This is a genomic window from Acaryochloris thomasi RCC1774 (assembly GCF_003231495.1).
Lineage (GTDB): Bacteria > Cyanobacteriota > Cyanobacteriia > Thermosynechococcales > Thermosynechococcaceae > RCC1774.
In genome coordinates this window covers 1-18,379 of record NZ_PQWO01000024.1, presented here as the reverse complement: position 1 = coordinate 18,379, position 18,379 = coordinate 1, and the positions used below count along the sequence as shown (strand labels likewise).

The window sequence follows — 18,379 nt, the reverse complement described above, 5'->3', positions numbered from 1 at the left end:
ATAACAATCTTGCCTTAGCCCATTGCACCATCGGGAGTACAGCGCATCTATCCTTGCAGTTGCTTCAAAACGGCCTGAGCCACCGCCGCCGAGGATGCTGGATTCTGACCCGTGATCAATTTTCCATCCGTGAGGATGTAGGGTTGCCAGTCTTCGCCCTTGGAGTAGTTGCCACCCCTAGATTTGAGTTCATCTTCAACTAAAAAGGGGACGATCTCAGTCAATTCAACAGCAGCCTCTTCCGTATTGCTAAAGCCAGTCACAGATTTTCCTTGCACAAGAGGCGCGCCATCAGGCGTCTTAGTATGGCGAAATACAGCAGGAGCATGACACACAGCAGAGACCGTTTTCCCAGCGGCAAACATCGCCTCAATCACCGCAATAGACTTAGAGTCTTCTGCCAGATCCCATAGCGGCCCGTGACCTCCGGGATAGAAAACGGCATCATAGTCAGCAGCGTTGATGCTGTTCAGGGTCACTGTATTGGCAAGTGCGGCTTGGGCTTCTGGATCGGCATCAAAACGATGGGTAGAATCAGTTTGCTGGCTCGGGTCATTGCTTTTCGGGTCAAGGGGAGGCTGTCCTCCTTTAGGAGAAGCGAGTGTGATCTGGGCCTGAGCATCTTTAAAGACGTAATAGGGGGCCGTAAATTCTTCTAGCCAAAAGCCTGTTTTCTTATCGGTGTCGCCCAAGCGATCGTGGGAGGTCAAAATCATGAGAATCTTCATATTGATGGCTCCAGTTGTGATCTTTTCTAGCTGTAGAATAGCCGCGTAGTGCCTAGCTTTGCGCCTTCGCTATCACCTTAATTCATTCAGAACTAGAGTAATTGAGGAAATCCTGAGACATTAATGAATTCTGAGACTCAAAATGGTTTCACGTACAGAATGGGTTAACGACCTTAACATCGGTCCCCTCAAAATCACGAACGTTCCAATTCACGAGGGTTAATCCATAGCTCAGAGCCGTAGCAGCAATCTGTTTGTCCAAAGCATTTTGAGAATGGGGTACGCGCAACTTCCCCCACACCTGTGATTCAATAGCGGTGAAATCTAGAACATGATCGGCATAGTCACCTAGTACTCAGTCATCAGACAGAGAAGCGACTCTGGTTCATGCTGCTTCACCTTCGTTCGTTCTTTTTCACCAACCTTGGTATTCCTAACGGTGTATAGATTTTGATCATTGTATATTCATAAATTGAGACGACAGGATGGGGCTATCCAGTTGAGGAAGATTTACCTATGCCCAGTGCCTATATCAATGAGATCGGAAAGTTTCTGCCGGGGGATGCAATTCCCAACCATGAAATAGAAGCCCACCTTGGCCAGGTCAACGGTCAACCCTCTAGAGCCAGAAAATGTGTTCTCAAGCGCAACGGCATCCAGCAGCGCTATTACGCGATCGATGCGCAGCAAAAAACCTGCTATTCCAACAGTCAAATGGCAGCCCATGCCGTTCGAGATGGCTTAGCCAATGCTCCACTGATGGCTCAAGAGGTTGACCTCCTTGCCTGTGGAACGACACTCCCAGACCTCTTAGTACCCGGATTTGCCAGTATGGTTCATGGTGAACTGCCCGAGCTGTCACCATTGGAGATTGTTTCGACCCAAGGCGTTTGCTGTTCTGGCGTTGCGGCACTTAACTATGCGATCTCGCAGCTTGAGTTGGGGAAACGAAAGAATGCGATCTCAACTGCTTCCGAGTTCGCCTCACGATTGTTCAAGCACACCAAATTTGAAGCCGAAACCTCCATTCAGACCGGTGCCTCACTCCCCTTCGATACCGAATTCCTGCGCTGGATGCTCTCAGACGGAGCCGGAGCCTTCATTCTTCAAGATCGCCCTAACCCAAAAGGTTTGAGCCTACGCGTCGATTGGATTGAACTGATCTCTCATGCCAATGCCTATCCCGTCTGCATGTCTGCTGGGTCCGTAGATGGTCATAAAAGCTGGCTAGACTATCCTTCCTATATCGAAGCCGCCCAGGCTGGAGCCATGAATCTCCGCCAAAATACTCGGCTACTAGATCAGGTGGTCAAGCTCGGGGTTGAAGGCTGGCTGAAGTTAATTGAAATGGGTCGTGTGAATCCGCAAGAGATCGATTGGCTGCTCTGTCACTATTCCTCTCACTTCTTCAAAAGCAAAATTGTGGACCTGCTGGAGAAAGCCAACTGCATGATTCCTGAACACAAATGGTTTACGAACCTCTACACAAGGGGCAATACCGGCTGTGCTTCGATTTATCTGATGCTGGAAGAATTATTCCATTCCGGCAAACTACAGGCCGACCAAAAAATCTTTTGTTTCGTACCCGAAAGCGGACGATTTACTACCGCATACATGATGCTAACCGTTGTGCAGGCTAAGCCCCAATCTTTACCGGCAAGTCCTCAATTCTCCTCAGTCAACAAACCTGAGAGCAAGCAACAGCCAGCCCCCATAGAGGTATCAAAATCAGCCGATCTACTGCGTCAACTCACCTTAACGTGGCTTGAGTTCGAGCGCCAACTTCGCTCAGTGCCCCTCGTGCATAGGCTCCATAACGGCACCTTCTCGCTCGAGGACTATCAGGCGCTGCTGCGTAACCTGCGTCCACAGGTTGCTGAGGGTGCAAGGTGGATTGCCCGGGCAGCCTCTAATTTCACAGACTTTCAGCTCCGCTCCACCTTTATCAAACATGCTCAAGAAGAGCATCGAGACTTCCAAATGCTAGAGCAGAATTATGTTGCGGTAGGCGGTAACCCCATAGAGATTCTCAATGCCCAAAAGAACATTGGTGGTGAAGCTCTCTCAGCCTTTATCTTCCATAAAGCTTCTCAGCTCGACCCCGTTGATCTGATCGGCAGCATGATGATCATTGAAGGGGTTGGCAACCAGCTTGCCGGACAATGGGCAAAGCGAATCCAGGCCACGCTAAATCTATCGACGGAGCAGGTTTCTTTTTTGGCCTACCACGGCGACAACGACGCATCGCACCTACAAAAGCTCGATGCACTGCTGCAGGCTGACTGGATGACGGACGACATTGCCCAGAGAATTTTCAAAACGGCTCAAGTCACGGCCCGACTCTATCGACTTCAGCTAGAGGAGATTGAATAACATGCCACATACCTCTTCCCAGACGCCGCCGGGTTGCTCCGAGTCGCCCGTCTATACTCCTCAACCCTATAATCGCCGTGATCCGAACACTTGGGATGTTTTATACATCGATCAGGCGATTCCCCTCGATCCAGTGGCGAAATCCTACATGCTCAAGGATTTGCAGCACTGGACCCGGAGCTATTTGCTGATTCCAATTAAAGCGATCGCAAATATCTTCCTCGCCATCATCATGACGATCAAGCGTCTATTACCATTCCAGTTCCGAGCCTATCGCTTGATGCATCAGGTTGCGGCTTTCTTTCTCAATCACTTCGTTACGCCCGAAGCCTGCTACCTGATTATTCGCCACATCGGCCTCGGATCTAACATCGCTAATTTCTTAATTGAGAATGGTCCCGATCCTGAAATTGAACGCTCAACCCTGTACCCAAAAACGGTCCATGACTTAGCCGACCGCATGGCGTTTCTAGAACATGATCTGATTCTGTATAACTTCGTTTGGGACTATCACCAGGCCCAAGAAGAACATCCCCAGTGGCTGGCAGCGGTTCAAGAGCGAGGGTTATGCTTCGATAGTATTCAGCCCATTGAAGTCAATATTGACTTTGACAAGCGCCGCTGGTGCAGGATTCTCGATCTCGAATCCGCGATCGAGCTATTCAAGGTCTTTTATTCCCTTTGTTTAACAAGCGATGAGTTTGCCCGAGCGGTTTTATCACTGCAGCTCGATGAGAATTTTGGCCTTTATATCAGCAACCTGACAGGAGACAGCCGCTGGAACCATGTGATCACCAATCGCCATCCGCTGATTCCCAACAGTCCCTTTAACGCTGCCAGAGATCTCTTTCTCCACGGCCTACTAACGGAATATCTGCACCGCTATTTAGAACTTTATCAAGCCAGCCGATAAGCTTTGAAGCTCGGGCAAAAGCGTGGGCCTTTGATCTCAGCAGTAGGTGCGATCGCAGCTTTGTTCAACGGCTTCATGCGAGGCTTAACTCGCTGTGTCCGTGGCAGCATTGGTTTGAAGATTCATAGAGCCGGGATACTTGAAAAGTTAATTCAAAGCAGCAAAAAGCCCCCACCCAGAAGGCGGAGGCTTTTTGTTGATTATGTAAAGCCCCTTCGGAACTAACAGCATCCATACCCCTAAGATGGTTTTTAGGTCTGCTAGTTTGCGTCTTGCCCTTTCGGAACAAGTTGCCATTTCGGGGACTCAGCTGGGCTATATGCGGGGGGTATGACAGCCCGATAAATCTATACTAATTTCTCTACCCAAAGAGTATCACCGTATAAATACGGAACATTGCCTAAGTTATTTGTACTTTTGTCGCAAAGGTAACAGACAGCCCTCAGAAATGGCATCTGAACAGAACTTCACTCGCTGCACTGATTATTCGCCAACCTCAAACGGCTCAATTGACAACGGCAACGAATGGTCCCGGAATCGGTCAAGATAAAAGGGTGATTCTTGGAGAAAGTTTAGGATTGACTGGGATTCAACCCCTATCGACGGAACTGGTGCATCGCATCGCAGCCGGAGAGGTGATTGATTCACCGGCTGCAGTCGTGCGAGAGCTGATTGATAATGCAATCGATGCCCAAGCCACTCGGATTGTCATTGCCCTGTGGCCGGATAACTGGCGCATTAAAGTTTCTGATAATGGAGTAGGGCTAAGCTGGGCCGATCTCAAGCAGGCGGCGGCTCCGCACACGACCAGCAAGCTGCGGAGTGGTGATCTCTCGCAGATTAGAACGTTAGGATTTCGGGGTGAAGCCCTCCATAGCTTGACTCAGGTGGGCCAACTTAATATCTGTAGTCGCAGGGGTGATGAAGGATGGCAGGTTACCTATGACCGGCAGGGACAAGTAGCGGAGGTGAATCAGGTTGCGATCGCATCCGGTACTATCGCCACGGTAGACCAACTTTTTTGGGACTGGCCGGCCCGCAAACAGGCTCTTCCCTCTCTAACGCAGCAGTTACGGAGCATTCAGGCCGTTATCCACAGCCATGCCCTGTGCCATCCCCAGATCACGTGGCAGGTCTATCAAGGCGAGCGTCAATGGTTTAGCATCGCCCCCGGTCAAACAGCTCAAGACATCTTGCCCCAGATTCTCAGCACCCTCGACCCTGGAGATCTGCGCTGCCTAAAAGTTCCGTTCAATAACGGTACAGAATACTTAGAAGTTTTGCTGGGTCTACCCGACCGCTGCCACCGCCACCGTCCCGACTGGGTGCGAGTGGCCGTCAATGGACGCTGCGTACAGGTGAGCGGCGACGATAATTTTACGGCCCTAAGACCACTAGAGCAGACGATTTTACGCAACTTTCGGCAAACCCTGCCACGCCATCGATATCCACTGTGTTTTATACATCTATACATCGAACCCGAGCAGGTTGACTGGAACCGTCATCCGGCAAAAACCGATATTTACCTTCGAGATCTTGAACAGTGGCAGCAGCGGGTAGCAGCGGTGATTCAAGAGCTGCTCAAGATTCCAGACGATGCTGATGCAGGACACAGTCAAAAAATTCAGCAGTTAGTGAAGGTCGCAGAAGGTAAAGGTGTATATAACCTACAACAGTCTTCGCTGTTGTCTAACACTGAGGAAGACCATGAGAGGCTGCATGAACTACGTGCGATCGCACAGCTTCATCAAACCTACATTTTGGCCGAGCATACGAGCGGCATGTGGCTCATAGAACAACACATTGCTCACGAGCGCGTTCTCTACGAACAGCTCCAGAAAGATTGGCAGTTGGTACCGCTAACGCCCCCAATCATGCTGCCAGATCTCACTGAACAGCAAGTTAACCAGTTAACTCATTTTGGACTAGAGATAGAGATCTTCGGTCCACACTTGTGGGCGATTCGCTCTGCACCTGAACCGCTAGCCAAACGTTCTGACTGCCAGGAAGCTCTACTGGAACTAAGTCAATGTACAGAGCTAGATGCAGCATTGGTTGCCACAGCCTGTCGTAGCGCGATTCGCAACGGCACCCCGCTTGCCTTACCAGAGATGCAAACGCTGTTAGATCAATGGCAGCGTACTCAACGTCCTCGAACCTGTCCCCACGGTCGTCCAATTTACCTTTCTCTTGAAGAGACAAATCTAGCTCGATTCTTCCGACGACATTGGGTGATTGGTAAGAGTCATGGTATTTGAGCTGCGATCTGAGTGACACGATCCACTTATAAAATATGTCAAAGGTCTACAGCACGACTTGACTGCATGGCAAAGGAGATAATTTCATCCACATCAGGGCAATAGCCATCCGTGGTGTCAACAGAGAGCAACGGCACAGGCAGCGCGGGTGGACAGTAATCAAACTTCGACAATTCAGTTCCTTCTTTAGCGGCGAGTATAGCCGAGTCACCGTGAAAGCGCTCTCGAGTCATATCCTTCGTGCTTCTTTCGATACATCGAGATCTTGCCAAGCCCGGAGCGACGGTGCAGATGACGAGAGAAACGTTAGCAATCTGCGTCAGTGGGAGTAACTTAGGTGCCCAGAGCTTATGCTGGAACGCCGCTTCGATCACAAGGCTAATTCCCTTTGAAGCCACAAAATCGACAGTCTCAAAGAAGGTTTCATAGATATCCCAATTCACGTCTTGGCCCAGCGATTCGTGGTTTCCCCCCACAGTATGCACGAAACCTTCCTTGAATTCATCGCGGCAAAATGCCGGACAGTGAATTCGGTTAGCCAAAAGATGGGCCAAAGTTGTTTCTCCTGACCCCGGTCGGCCTGTCACGACGACAACAAAAGGTTTCTTCATCGAAAATCTGAGTTTCTCATGGCTGCTGAAACCTATCTAAATTTCATCTTTTATGATCGATGCCAGCTTGTGACGCCTCCAGCTTGGTCAATAAGCGTGATGCCCTGAGCTGTAAGCTGATCACGGATGCGATCGCTCTCTGCAAAATCCTTCGCCTGCCGAGCAGCCTGCCGCAGGGCAATCAGTTCCTCAATTTCATCATCACCAGTTCCCACCGGATCTGCCTTCGCCTCTGGTTGAACTTCCAAACCCAGCACCTGTGCCAAGCAAACCAACGTTTGCCACCGACCTCGCAACTCATCAGCCGTCTCACTAATCTCTCCCTGATGGGTTAATACATTGCCAACCCGCCGCAACTCTTTCGCCAACTCAAACAACACCACCAAAGCACTGGATGTATTAAAGTCATCATCCATTGCCACCTTGAAGCGCTCAACCAATGCCCCCTCTGGCATCCGCATGGCAGCCGAATCGCCAAAGTCTTGATCTTCAACATCAGACCATCCCAGTTGACCACCATAGTCAAACCCGAACAGCAGCCCATCCCGCAGCGTTTGCCAGCTCTGATTCGCCGCAATCACAGCATCATCGGTAAAATCAATCGGCTTGCGATACTGCGCCTGCAGCACAAACAGACGCATCGCCATCGGATGAAACAACGCGCCATCCAACGCCGGAATCGGGCTGTCTAACAATTGACGAATCGTGGTGAAGTTTCCCAAAGACTTTGACATCTTTTCTCCCCCCACATTCACAAACCCATTGTGCATCCAGTAACGCGCCAAGCGCTCAGACCCCGACGCCTCAGACTGGGCAATTTCATTCTCATGATGCGGAAAAGTTAGATCGGACCCGCCGGCATGAATATCGATTTCAGTCCCCAGACAGTCCTTAGCCATTGCCGAGCATTCAAGGTGCCAACCCGGACGTCCAGCCCCCCAAGGAGAGTCCCAAGCCGGTTCACCAGGTTTTGTCGCCTTCCACAATGCGAAATCGAGGGGGTGGCGCTTCCGTACATCAGCTTGCACCCTGCCGCTAGCCCCCACCTCCATCTGATCAAGCTTACGGCCCGATAATTTGCCATACCCCGGGAATTTTTCGACCGCGTAGTAGACATCACCCTCCGCAGCATAGGCATGACCCCGCTGCTCCAGAGACTCAATCAACGCAATCATTTGAGGGATAAACTCAGTAGCCTTCGGATAAACATCCGCAGGTAAAATATTGAGCCGACTCATATCTTCTTGGTATGCAGTGATATATCGCTGGGTAATCACCTGCCAATCTTCGTTTTGTTCGCGGGCACGCTTGAGAATTTTGTCATCAATGTCGGTGTAATTCTGCACATACTGCACGTCATACCCACACCACTGCAGGTAACGCCGCACCACATCCCAGACAATGTAAGAGCGGGCATGCCCCAGGTGGCAATAGTCATAGACCGTGACACCACAACAGTAAAAGCGGACTTTACCCAGAGCAATTGGCTCAAAAGTTTCTTTTTGGCGAGTGAGCGTGTTGTAAAGCGTCAACGGCATAGGGTAAGACACCTAAGGTAAAAGTCAGCGGTAGAAAGCCTATCGCCCATCATCAAGCTAGCGCTCAACCGTATCGTGAGACAAGAGTCAAAAGAAACACACGTGATTTCAGACAACATTCTGTCTTGTCGCGCCGAAGATGACAAGATTTCATTGTTAGCATGTGATATGCGTCGAAAAAGTAAACTTTTACGTACAACTGCAACTTTTTTAAAGACCGTCCCTGCGCTTCATAAAAAAGAGGCACTATTGGTACAGGTGAAATACAAGTTATTATTTTATTTTCGGAGGAAAATATTTTCTTCAGTGTCAATATTGTGAAGAGACAAGGGAACACTAGCGTAGAGCCTGAAGTTATATGGTTAATGAAAGAAATGTTCTACCGACACTTTTGGAAGAGTTGGGGCTTTCTGCGCAGCAAAGAAAATGACTCGGAACATGATTGCCCCTGTTGCGGCCTTAATCTACCTTGGCCCCAATCTGCCAATTTGAGTCCGGAGACAGTCGAAACGCAGATTCAAGACGGTCAGCTAATCTACCGTCTCGAAGGAACTAGAACCTGCCCGCGCTGTTGTCATCAGTGGTCTGCAGTAATCATCAACGATACAGTTGAAGGCTACAATACTGAACAGTCTCGAGAGTTACCCACAGGTGGCAACCTTGAAGAAAATACTACTTGGTCTTCGCCTGCGACAACATAGCCAAAACTTGATGCAACAGCAACGATAATTAGCAGTTGCCATTCTAACTTTTCAAAAGTAGCTGTCTCTACACAGTCTCAGCTTTTGATAGGCGAGATGTTCGCGGCCTAAACTGCAAAAAATCTAGCTCACAACCTAGATGGCGAGCGTAGGCATAAGGTATTTCTCAAACTGTATGCACTTCTTAAATGATGGGTTGGAGTAGACAGAATTTAGGTATACACAAGTTATGTCTGTAAAAGACGCTTCCTTTCTTAAAGGTTGTACTGATTTAGCGACGGACCCGTTGAAGAACCCGCAGATCTTCTTCGTCTAGTTCCACAGGCACACCGCTTTGAATCAGTTCAACAAAGTCTTCGTTCGGCACCATAAAGCAAAGGGCATAGAGCCGTCCTGCACCTGTATTGATAATTTGGTGGGTACCGGTCGGCGGCACGAGTAAGCTGTCACCGGCTTGAATGCAAACCTCTTTGCCATCACAGCTCGCAATCCCTTGGCCTTCAAGGATAAAAAACATCTCCACTGCAATTTGATGACGATTAGGAGGCGTTGCTCCACCCGGATCGAAGATTTCGACACAGACCGTCAGCGACGCGGCGGCATTATTGGGGTCAAAGATAATCGCCAGCCGGTTTGTATCGTGATTATGAATTCGGAAGGCTCTATAGTCTGCTGGTGTCTTTACGACCGGAATCATGCAGTGGTCAGAGGCATTAGATGTCAGTGTACGTACAGCGGGTGGGGTCAGTAAAGTTGACATCGTGAACACCAATGTTTAGTTATGTTGCAGCACATTTGAGCCTATAGCGCCACGCTAACAGACATTCTTCAGTAAAGAGCTTGAGCAAACCTTAATCTTTGAAGATTGAAAGCACCGTTTTGTCGATGTCGATCTGCATATCTACGGGACTATGACGTAATAGACACGAATAGCTTTATCTACAGTTGCAAGTGTCAGCTAGCCAAGTTGTGTAAATTGACCCAAGAGATGCCATCTCTTTTCGAGACAATGCAGTAAAGAGACTGGCACAACAAATGACGAATTTCCGATGGCAATTTTGGATCGATCGCGGCGGCACCTTTACCGACATTGTGGCTCGCAAGCCAGACGGTTCACGAAGCGTTCATAAGCTGCTCTCTGAGAATCCATCTGTCTACCCAGATGCAGCACTGCAGGGAATTCGAGAGCTGATGGGTATCAAAGCAGACCAACCTCTCCCAACAGAGAAAATTGAGGTGGTGAAAATGGGGACCACGGTGGCAACCAATGCGCTGTTAGAACGAAAAGGCGATCGCAACCTATTGATCACAACCAAGGGCTTTGCCGATTTGCTGCGGATTGGCGATCAGCATCGCCCCGATATCTTTGCTCTAGAGATTGTCCTGCCGGAGATGCTGTACGAGCAGGTGGTTGAAGTTAACGAACGCTATAGCGCCCACGGCGAAGAGCTGCAGCCGGTAGATTTAGAGGCAGCTCGGGCAGATTTGCAGGTCGCCTATGATGACGGCATTCGGAGCTGTGCGATCGCATGTCTCCACAGCTATCGCTACCCCGACCACGAGCAGCAGGTCGCCGACCTGGCAAAAGAGATGGGCTTTACCCAAATTTCTGTCTCTCACCAAATCAGTCCCCTGATCAAACTCGTGAGCCGGGGCGACACCACCGTCGTCGATGCCTATCTTTCTCCCATTCTGCGACGCTATGTAAACCGAACGGTAGCGGAGTTGGGAGACACTCGCCTGATGTTTATGCAGTCCAGCGGTGGCCTCGTAGATGCCCAGTATTTTCAAGGGAAAGACAGCATTCTTTCAGGTCCGGCTGGCGGTGTGGTGGGGGCAGTGCAAACCTGCGCGTTGGCGGGTCGCACTCAACTGATTGGCTTCGATATGGGCGGCACCTCTACAGATGTTTGCCACTATCAGGGAAGCTATGAACGAGTCCTGGAGACGGAGCTAACCGGGGTGCGATTGCGAACCCCCATGCTGGATATCCACACGGTTGCGGCAGGGGGCGGCTCGATTCTAAATTTTGATGGGTCCAGGTTCCGGGTCGGGCCGGAATCGGCAGGCGCAAGTCCTGGACCAACTTGCTATCGACAGAGTGGGCCGCTGACGGTGACGGACTGCAATGTGATGGTGGGTAAAATTCAGCCGCAGTTCTTCCCACAGGTGTTTGGTCCCGAGCACAATCTGCCGTTAGATATAGAGCCAGTTCAACGAGCGTTTGCGAAACTGGCGCGGCGCATCCAGAGCGAGACGAAACAGGTGCAGACGCCAGAGCAGGTAGCGGCAGGATTCCTGACCATCGCAGTGGAGAACATGGCGAATGCGATTAAGAAAATCTCGCTGCAGCGGGGCCACGATGTTTCGGACTACACGCTGTGCTGCTTTGGGAGTGCGGGGGGACAGCATGTCTGTCAGATTGCTGAAGTTTTAGGAATCCAAGAGATTTTGATTCATCCCTTTGCAGGGGTGCTGTCGGCGTTTGGGATGGGGCTGGCCGATCTGCGGGCCAGTCGGCAGCAAACGGTGGAGGTTTTGCTTTCAGAAGGACTCACTCAACTGGAATCGGACTTAGAGAAGCTGAAGACGATGGTGGCGAATGATCTTTTACAGCAGGGGGTAGTGAGGGATGAAGTTGAGTTGCGATCGCAACTCTATCTCCGCTACACCGGCACTGACGCGCCACTACTAGTAGATCTCGCAGACCCAGCGATGATGCAAGCTGAATTTGAAACCCTGCACCAGCAGCGCTATGGATTCATCGTTTCTGACCGAGCACTAATAGTGGAATCACTATCAGTAGAAGGCATCGCCACCACTCCAAAAACTGCAGATTTACAAGATCTCCCCCAGCGTTCTAGACCGGCTCAGGCAATCTCAAGCACACAGATCTTCACGTACAATCGTTGGCATGAGACTCTCATTTATCAACGTCAAGACCTGCGCCCTGGCGATCAGATTGATGGCCCTGCTTTGATTATGGAAGCCACTGGCACCAACGTGATTGAACCTGGCTGGCAAGCCCAAGTGATTCCGCAACAGCATTTGCTGATCACGCGATCAGCGGCAGTGCTAGCTCTAGCTCCTGCAGTCTCCGAGGCCCTAAACCCTAAACCCTTTCCAATATCCTCCGACACACCGGATCCGGTCCTATTAGAGATCTTCAATAATTTGTTTCGAGCCATTGCCGAGCAGATGGGCGTCACGCTACAAAACACCAGCTATTCCGTCAACATCAAAGAACGTTTAGATTTTTCCTGTGCACTATTCGACGGTAAAGGGCAGCTAATCGCTAATGCCCCCCACATCCCCGTTCACCTAGGTTCAATGGAAGATAGCGTTCAGTCTGTAATTGAGACCGCAGGCGATCGACTCCAGCAAGGAGATGTCTACGTTCTTAATGATCCCTACAGTGGCGGGACTCATTTACCTGACATTACGGTAGTCACTCCCGTCTTTATCGAGTCAGAACGTCTGTTCTATGTAGCTTCGCGAGGACACCATGCCGATATTGGGGGCATCACGCCGGGTTCAATGCCTGCCCACAGCAAAAGCCTCGAAGAGGAAGGGGTGTTGATCGCACCATTCCGAGTCGTTGAGCAAGGAAAGCTTCAAGCAGTAACGTTTCGGAGGTTGTTAACAGAGCATCCCCACCCCGCTCGAAACCCAGACCAAAATCTAGCAGATCTGCAGGCCCAGATTGCGGCCAATCAATGCGGTGTCCAAGAACTGCTCAAGATGGTCAATCACTACGGTCTATCAACGGTGCAGACTTACATGGAGCATGTGCAGCAGAATGCGGAACAGTCAGTGCGGCGCGTGATTGATCACCTGCAGGATGGGCAGTTTACTTACGTGATGGATGGCGAGCGACAGATTCAGGTGGCGATCACAGTGCATGCTCCAACGCGTAGCGCTCGTGTTGACTTCAGTGGGACTTCACCTCAGCAGGACGACAACTTTAATGCGCCAGTTGCGATCGCAAAAGCAGCCGTTCTCTACGTCTTTCGCACCCTAGTATCCACCGATATCCCCCTCAATGCAGGCTGTCTTAAACCCATCGAAATATATATCCCTGAGGATTGCTTTTTAAATCCCAAGCCCCCGGCAGCCATCGTGGCAGGCAACGTCGAAACCTCTCAAGCCATCGTCAATGCACTGTACGGCGCTTTAGGGAAACTGGCCGCCAGCCAAGGCACCATGAATAACCTCACCTTTGGCAACGAGAACTGTCAGTATTACGAAACCATCTGCGGAGGCTCAGGAGCGGGGCCGAACTTCAACGGAGCAGATGCGGTGCAAACGCACATGACCAACTCTCGCCTCACTGACCCCGAGATTTTGGAATGGCGGTTCCCGGTCAGGTTAGAACACTTTGGCCTTAGACCTCAAAGCGGCGGTCAAGGGCAATACTCGGGGGGAGATGGCGTTATTCGCCAGTTTCGTTTTTTAGAACCGATGACGGTCTCCATTCTATCGGGTCACCGCAGAGTAGCTCCCTTTGGCCTCCAGGGAGGACAGTCTGGCAAAACGGGGCAGAACCAACTAAAGCATCAGGGACATCTAACGAAGCTCGCTGGATGCACCACAAGAACGGTACAGATCGGCGATACGCTGACCATTAAGACGCCAGGGGGCGGTGGTTACTTTTCAAGAGCAGAAGATCAAACAGGAACAACAATCCTTGATCCGTCTACTTAACTCGCACGCAAATGTCTTGTACCCCCCTCCAATTGGGAACAATACATATATCGAGACATTAGGTGTAAACACCGAAGTCAGCTTTATATAAAAGCGAAGAAAATTATAGAAGGGCATCCCCACCCATACTTTAGTCAATAGCGTTTAAGCGACTCATTTATATACTCCCTAACCGCATTGATACAAATCAATGCCAAGGCAGTCTAGAGAACCATCTCAATCTCCCACATTTAGAGGCTTAAAGGTCTAGTCACTTAATAGTCAAAATTGAACACAGAAAAGTTGCCGATCACAAAAAGATTATGAATCAAGCTGCAGTTGATAAACGGAATACCCAACCCATTGAGTTGTTAAAAAGTGGACAGCTACTGGCGTTATCCCAGCATCAACCTGCAGGCTTAATTTTGCAGAAGCCATTTCATGCTGAATTTGTAGGCCCTGGAGCAGCGATTGGCGGCATGTTTGACGTCCAGTGCGTCACAATTCACACTCTGGGCAAAGCAGAATTTACGGTTCCAGAGAGCAAAGAAGATCGGCAGCAAGCTTTTGAGCGTCGCATGGACGATATTGCCGCGATCCAAACGCTCTGTGACGAAGTCCCCCTGAAACGGGCCATTGCCGTTCTTGAAATGTTCCGTCAGCAGCAATTTGATCTTAACGAGATTCGCACCATTCCCCATGAAATTTTAGCGAAGCTGGTCGGTGTCTTACCTAGCACCATTGAAATGGCTTGGCAGCACCAGCTCGGCCAGGCTGGCGGTGGAACACCCGCAGATCTAGCCTTTGCATAAGTTTTTAGGCTCGTAGATTTAGCAATCTAGCTCCTATTCCAGTTGCGATCGACAGTGAAGACGATCTGAAATCGTCACCTAAATCCTGCAAAGATTGTTCTGGACTGAATATGGCCGCTTCCAACACGATTGCATTCGACATAATTGGAACCTGCTTTAGCTTAGATCGCCCACAGGAGCGTCTACTAGCATTAGGCGCACCAAAATACGCACTACAGCTCTGGTTTGCCCAAGCTCTGAGAGATGCCTTCGCTTAGTCCCATGCCGATGGATATCGGCCTCTCAAGCAAGTATTAGAGGCGGAGTTGCCTCGAACGCTGGCATTGCTAGGGATAGAAACAAGCGCCGAAGTGCGGTCGCACATCGTCTCTGCCTTCAGTGAGCTAGAGTTGGTACCGGGAGCCTTAGATGTCTTTCAACAGCTGGAACGTGATCGCCCTGACCAACGGCAGCCTCGAGCTAACGCAAAAGCTTCTGGAGCAATCCGGCTCACGGCAGTACTTCACAGAAGTCCATTCCTGCGATGAGCTTGAAATTACCAAGCCCCATCCACGGGTTTACCAGCTATTACCGCAGATCGCAGGCAGCGTTTGGATGGTTGCCGCCCATACCTGGGATATTGCTGGCGCAATTCGAGCTGGGTTGAAGATGGCCTTTGTCACCGCTGGAGAAGGAGACTATCTCTCTATTTATCCACAGCCTGACGTACTGGCACCTGATTTAATGGGAGCTGTCGAGCAAATCATTGCCAGAGAGTCAGCGATCAGCCCATGACACCCTTCTTGCGTCCTCACTTACAGACAATACCGGGCTATACCCCTGGCGAACAGCCCCCTCCAGGGAGCACGGTGATTAAGCTCAATACCAATGAGAATCCTTATCCACCCTCGGATCGCGTTTTTGAGGCGCTCCAAAATATTGATGGGGAGCTGCTGCGTCGCTACCCCGATGCCTCCGCTCGAATGTTCCGGGAGGCGGCAGGTACAGTCTTCGATATCTCGCCTGATTGGATCACGGTTGCCAACGGCAGTGATGACCTACTGAGCATTATTATGCGTGCTTTTGTAGACGCTAACTCTAAGGTGGTCTACCCAATGCCCACCTACGTTCTCTATCGCACATTGGCGCAGCTTCAAGGGGTACAGCCCTGTGAGATTCCCTACGATGAGTCTTTCAATTTACCGATCTCGCAATTGGCAACAGCAGATGGGGCAGTAACGTTGGTCGCATCCCCCAATAGTCCTTCGGGAACAGCCATCCCGATTGAGCAGCTAGAGAAGCTGGCCGTCCAAGTCTCAGGTGTTCTAGTTATTGATGAAGCCTATGTTGATTTTGCTGAATCCAGTGCGCTGGCGCTAGTGCGAGACCATGACCATGTCATTGTTTTGAGGACACTATCTAAAGGATATTCACTGGCGGGGTTGCGGCTGGGATTTGCCATTGCCAATCCCCAAATCATTCAAGACCTCAACAAAGTGAAAGATAGCTATTGTGTCGATGCAATAGCAACTCTACTCGGCACGGCTGCCATTCAAGATCAAGATCACAAAAACAGAAACGCTGAGCGGGTCAAGCGCTCTCGGGGCACCTTAGCCCATGACTTAGAGCAGCTTGGTTTTCGGGTTTGGCCCTCTCAGACCAATTTCCTTTTAATTCAGCATCCCGACGCAAAGGCACTAGAACTCCAGCAGTGGCTCAAGCAGCGAAACATTTTGGTGCGCCATTTCAATCTACCCAGCGTGGTTGATAAGCTTAGAATCACAGTGGGCACCGATGAACAGAATGCCGTTCTGTGCCAACACTTTACTCATTATCTATCTGCGCTGAAGTCCTCATGAACCCATCAGACCCCCGTGTCGTACTGCAGCAGCGCCGAGAAAAACTGGCTCAGCATTTCTGTGGTCCGGCAATTCTGTGGTCCGGCAGCGAAAGCCCGCGCAACTTCCCAGCCAATCGATTTCCGTTTCGAGCCAGCAGCCATTTTCTGTTCTTTGCAGGCCGGTCTCTTGCCAATGCTGCCATTCACTTAGAGGCAGGTAAGCTAACCCTATTTATGGATGACGCCGATGCTAACGATGCTCTCTGGCACGGTCCCAGTCCCCGACGGCAAGAGATAGCCAAGCAGATGGGAGCAGATCAAGACTATCCCCTCAGTAAGTTGGCAAGCTGGACCCAAGATGTAGCAACGATTCCGGTTCAAGACTCTGCAACACGACAGATCCAAGAAAAGCAGATCGGGCGCACTCTAGGAAGCGCCAAACAACTACAGGGCCACAATCGCCAGCTAGCGAAGGCGATTGTGGCCGTGCGGATGATTCACGATCAAAGTGCGATCTCATCGATCCGAGAGGCAGCAGCGGTAACCGTTAAGGCGCATCTAGCGGGAATGACCGCTACCTATAACGCCCAAACAGAAGCAGAGATCCGAGCGGCGATGGAAGCTGTGATCATGGCCCACAACCTCACCTGTGCCTATAACAGCATTGTGACCGTGCAGGGCGAAGTTCTGCATAACCAGAGCTACCATCGCCCCATCCGAGCCGGAGACCTCCTGCTGGCCGACGTTGGCGCAGAGAAAGAGGGCTGGGCCTCAGATGTGACCCGCACATGGCCGATCTCCGGCTCTTTTTCCAGCACCCAACACGATATCTACGACATTGTGTTAGCAGCTCACGACATCTGTATTGCAAAAGCGGCCCCTGGCGTTGAATTTCGAGACTTGCACTTACTAGCTGCCTTAACGTTGGCTGAGGGTCTTGTGAGTCTCGGCATTCTCAAAGGTAAAGCTGAAACCCTCGTGGAACGGGATGCCCATGCCCTATTTTTTCCCCACGGCGTTGGTCATTTACTAGGGTTAGACGTTCACGACATGGAGGATCTAGGAGATTTAGCTGGGTATGCACCCGGAAGGAAGAGATGCGATCGCTTTGGCCTCGGCTTCCTGAGGCTCGATCGCCCACTGCAGAAGAGCATGATTGTGACCATCGAGCCTGGCTTCTATCAAGTGCCGAGTCTTCTGAAGAATCCAGAGCGACAATCTCATTACCAAGACTGCATCAACTGGGATCAGCTTGTTAAATTTAAAGATGTGCAGGGCATTCGCATCGAAGATGACATTTTAATTACAGCAAAAGGTGCTGAAGTCCTAACTGCTGCTCTACCCAGCGTACCCTCTCAGATAGAAAGCTATATGAATCGCTGTATCTGAGACACCTTTCCGGCGAGACGTTTCCTGTTCCACTTGATACAACCGAGATCTCGTTAGTGCTACTTGACGTAATGACGTCAGGAATCAGTGGCCTTGAAACCCTGCATCAAATTCGTCAGCGCTATAGTTGTTTAGAGATACCAACAAAAATGGTTACGGCCAGGGATCAAAGCGAAGACATTGAAGTCCCATCAGGTATTCCAATTAGTCAAATCTTCACGGCCCAAGACCCAGAAAACAGTGACTAAGCACTCAAGATTATCCAAAAGATCCGGTTTCAAATTCATGATCCCAAGCATCTAGAAGCCATCAAGAAGCACCACGAGATTTTACTTCCCGTTGATGCATTTGAGAAAGGCGGCAACTCCTAACTAATTAGTCAATATATTAGAGGGTACCTGTTTTCGGTTGATACGACAGCCTCTTGAACAAGATAGAGCGGTGGTGTTTTGTGCTCAAAAATTGGATAAAGCAGCGCTAGGGAGCGTTTGAGACCTTTTGAGATTGTGTTGATGCTGCTTTTGGAAAAAGTCCTAATGTATATGCGTAGCGCG

15 protein-coding genes and 1 riboswitch are annotated in these 18,379 nt (G+C 50.3%); of the genes, 10 read left to right on the top strand and 5 right to left on the bottom strand.

Going from position 1 to position 18,379, the window contains the following annotated elements:
* Positions 1-47: 47 nt before the first annotated feature.
* The gene (locus tag C1752_RS23550) at positions 48-728 is read right to left on the bottom strand and encodes a type 1 glutamine amidotransferase domain-containing protein (RefSeq protein ID WP_110988501.1); all 681 of its coding nucleotides are present in this window, start codon (positions 726-728) and stop codon (positions 48-50) included.
* A 516-nt stretch (positions 729-1,244) separates the two neighbouring features.
* Here C1752_RS23550 and C1752_RS23540 point away from each other — a divergent pair.
* Both C1752_RS23540 and C1752_RS23535 read left to right on the top strand, forming a co-directional pair.
* Positions 1,245-3,101 carry a beta-ketoacyl-ACP synthase III gene (locus C1752_RS23540; protein WP_110988500.1) on the top strand — a complete coding sequence of 619 codons (1,857 nt, stop codon included), beginning with the start codon at positions 1,245-1,247 and terminating at the stop codon, positions 3,099-3,101.
* Position 3,102: 1 nt separating this feature from the next.
* Positions 3,103-4,014, top strand: coding sequence for a DUF6999 family protein (locus C1752_RS23535; protein ID WP_110988499.1), 912 nt, complete (start codon positions 3,103-3,105; stop codon positions 4,012-4,014).
* Here the strand turns inward: C1752_RS23535 and C1752_RS29770 are convergent.
* Complete coding sequence (locus tag C1752_RS29770; protein ID WP_274704536.1) at positions 3,999-4,124, bottom strand: hypothetical protein; 126 nt, start codon at positions 4,122-4,124, stop codon at positions 3,999-4,001. The genes C1752_RS23535 and C1752_RS29770 overlap by 16 nt on opposite strands.
* A 104-nt stretch (positions 4,125-4,228) precedes the next feature.
* Positions 4,229-4,319, bottom strand: a riboswitch (cyclic di-GMP riboswitch).
* A gap of 273 nt (positions 4,320-4,592) precedes the next feature.
* On the opposite strand from C1752_RS29770, the gene mutL reads away from it, so the two are divergent.
* Positions 4,593-6,272 (top strand): DNA mismatch repair endonuclease MutL, encoded by a 1,680-nt coding sequence (gene mutL / locus C1752_RS23530; RefSeq protein WP_110988536.1) that lies wholly within the window; start codon positions 4,593-4,595, stop codon positions 6,270-6,272.
* A gap of 38 nt (positions 6,273-6,310) precedes the next feature.
* Here mutL and C1752_RS23525 read toward each other — a convergent pair whose 3' ends face one another.
* From C1752_RS23525 to C1752_RS23510, 3 genes are all read right to left on the bottom strand, one after another.
* Positions 6,311-6,883 carry a P-loop nucleotide/nucleoside kinase family protein gene (locus C1752_RS23525; protein ID WP_110988498.1) on the bottom strand — a complete coding sequence of 191 codons (573 nt, stop codon included), beginning with the start codon at positions 6,881-6,883 and terminating at the stop codon, positions 6,311-6,313.
* A gap of 50 nt (positions 6,884-6,933) precedes the next feature.
* Positions 6,934-8,421: a cysteine--tRNA ligase gene (gene cysS / locus C1752_RS23520; protein ID WP_110988497.1), complete on the bottom strand. Its 1,488-nt coding sequence runs from the start codon at positions 8,419-8,421 to the stop codon at positions 6,934-6,936.
* A gap of 972 nt (positions 8,422-9,393) precedes the next feature.
* Complete coding sequence (locus tag C1752_RS23510; protein ID WP_110988495.1) at positions 9,394-9,882, bottom strand: cupin domain-containing protein; 489 nt, start codon at positions 9,880-9,882, stop codon at positions 9,394-9,396.
* A 275-nt stretch (positions 9,883-10,157) separates the two neighbouring features.
* Here C1752_RS23510 and C1752_RS23505 point away from each other — a divergent pair, with 275 nt between their 5' ends.
* From C1752_RS23505 to C1752_RS23480, 7 genes are all read left to right on the top strand, one after another.
* Positions 10,158-13,826 carry a hydantoinase B/oxoprolinase family protein gene (locus C1752_RS23505; protein WP_110988494.1) on the top strand — a complete coding sequence of 1,223 codons (3,669 nt, stop codon included), beginning with the start codon at positions 10,158-10,160 and terminating at the stop codon, positions 13,824-13,826.
* Positions 13,827-14,128: 302 nt separating this feature from the next.
* Positions 14,129-14,617, top strand: coding sequence for a hypothetical protein (locus C1752_RS23500; RefSeq protein ID WP_110988493.1), 489 nt, complete (start codon positions 14,129-14,131; stop codon positions 14,615-14,617).
* Positions 14,618-14,727: 110 nt separating this feature from the next.
* Positions 14,728-14,874, top strand: coding sequence for a hypothetical protein (locus C1752_RS28590; RefSeq protein WP_158535172.1), 147 nt, complete (start codon positions 14,728-14,730; stop codon positions 14,872-14,874).
* Positions 14,875-15,025: 151 nt separating this feature from the next.
* On the top strand, positions 15,026-15,391 hold the full coding sequence (locus tag C1752_RS23495; protein WP_110988492.1) for an HAD family hydrolase: 366 nt from the start codon (positions 15,026-15,028) through the stop codon (positions 15,389-15,391).
* Positions 15,388-16,455 (top strand): histidinol-phosphate transaminase, encoded by a 1,068-nt coding sequence (gene hisC, locus C1752_RS23490; protein WP_110988491.1) that lies wholly within the window; start codon positions 15,388-15,390, stop codon positions 16,453-16,455. The genes C1752_RS23495 and hisC overlap by 4 nt, the downstream gene beginning before the upstream one ends.
* Positions 16,452-17,825, top strand: coding sequence for an aminopeptidase P family protein (locus C1752_RS23485; RefSeq protein ID WP_110988490.1), 1,374 nt, complete (start codon positions 16,452-16,454; stop codon positions 17,823-17,825). Before hisC ends, C1752_RS23485 begins: the two co-directional genes overlap by 4 nt.
* Positions 17,826-17,896: 71 nt before the next feature.
* Complete coding sequence (locus C1752_RS23480) at positions 17,897-18,073, top strand: hypothetical protein (protein ID WP_110988489.1); 177 nt, start codon at positions 17,897-17,899, stop codon at positions 18,071-18,073.
* The last annotated feature ends 306 nt before the right edge of the window (positions 18,074-18,379 follow it).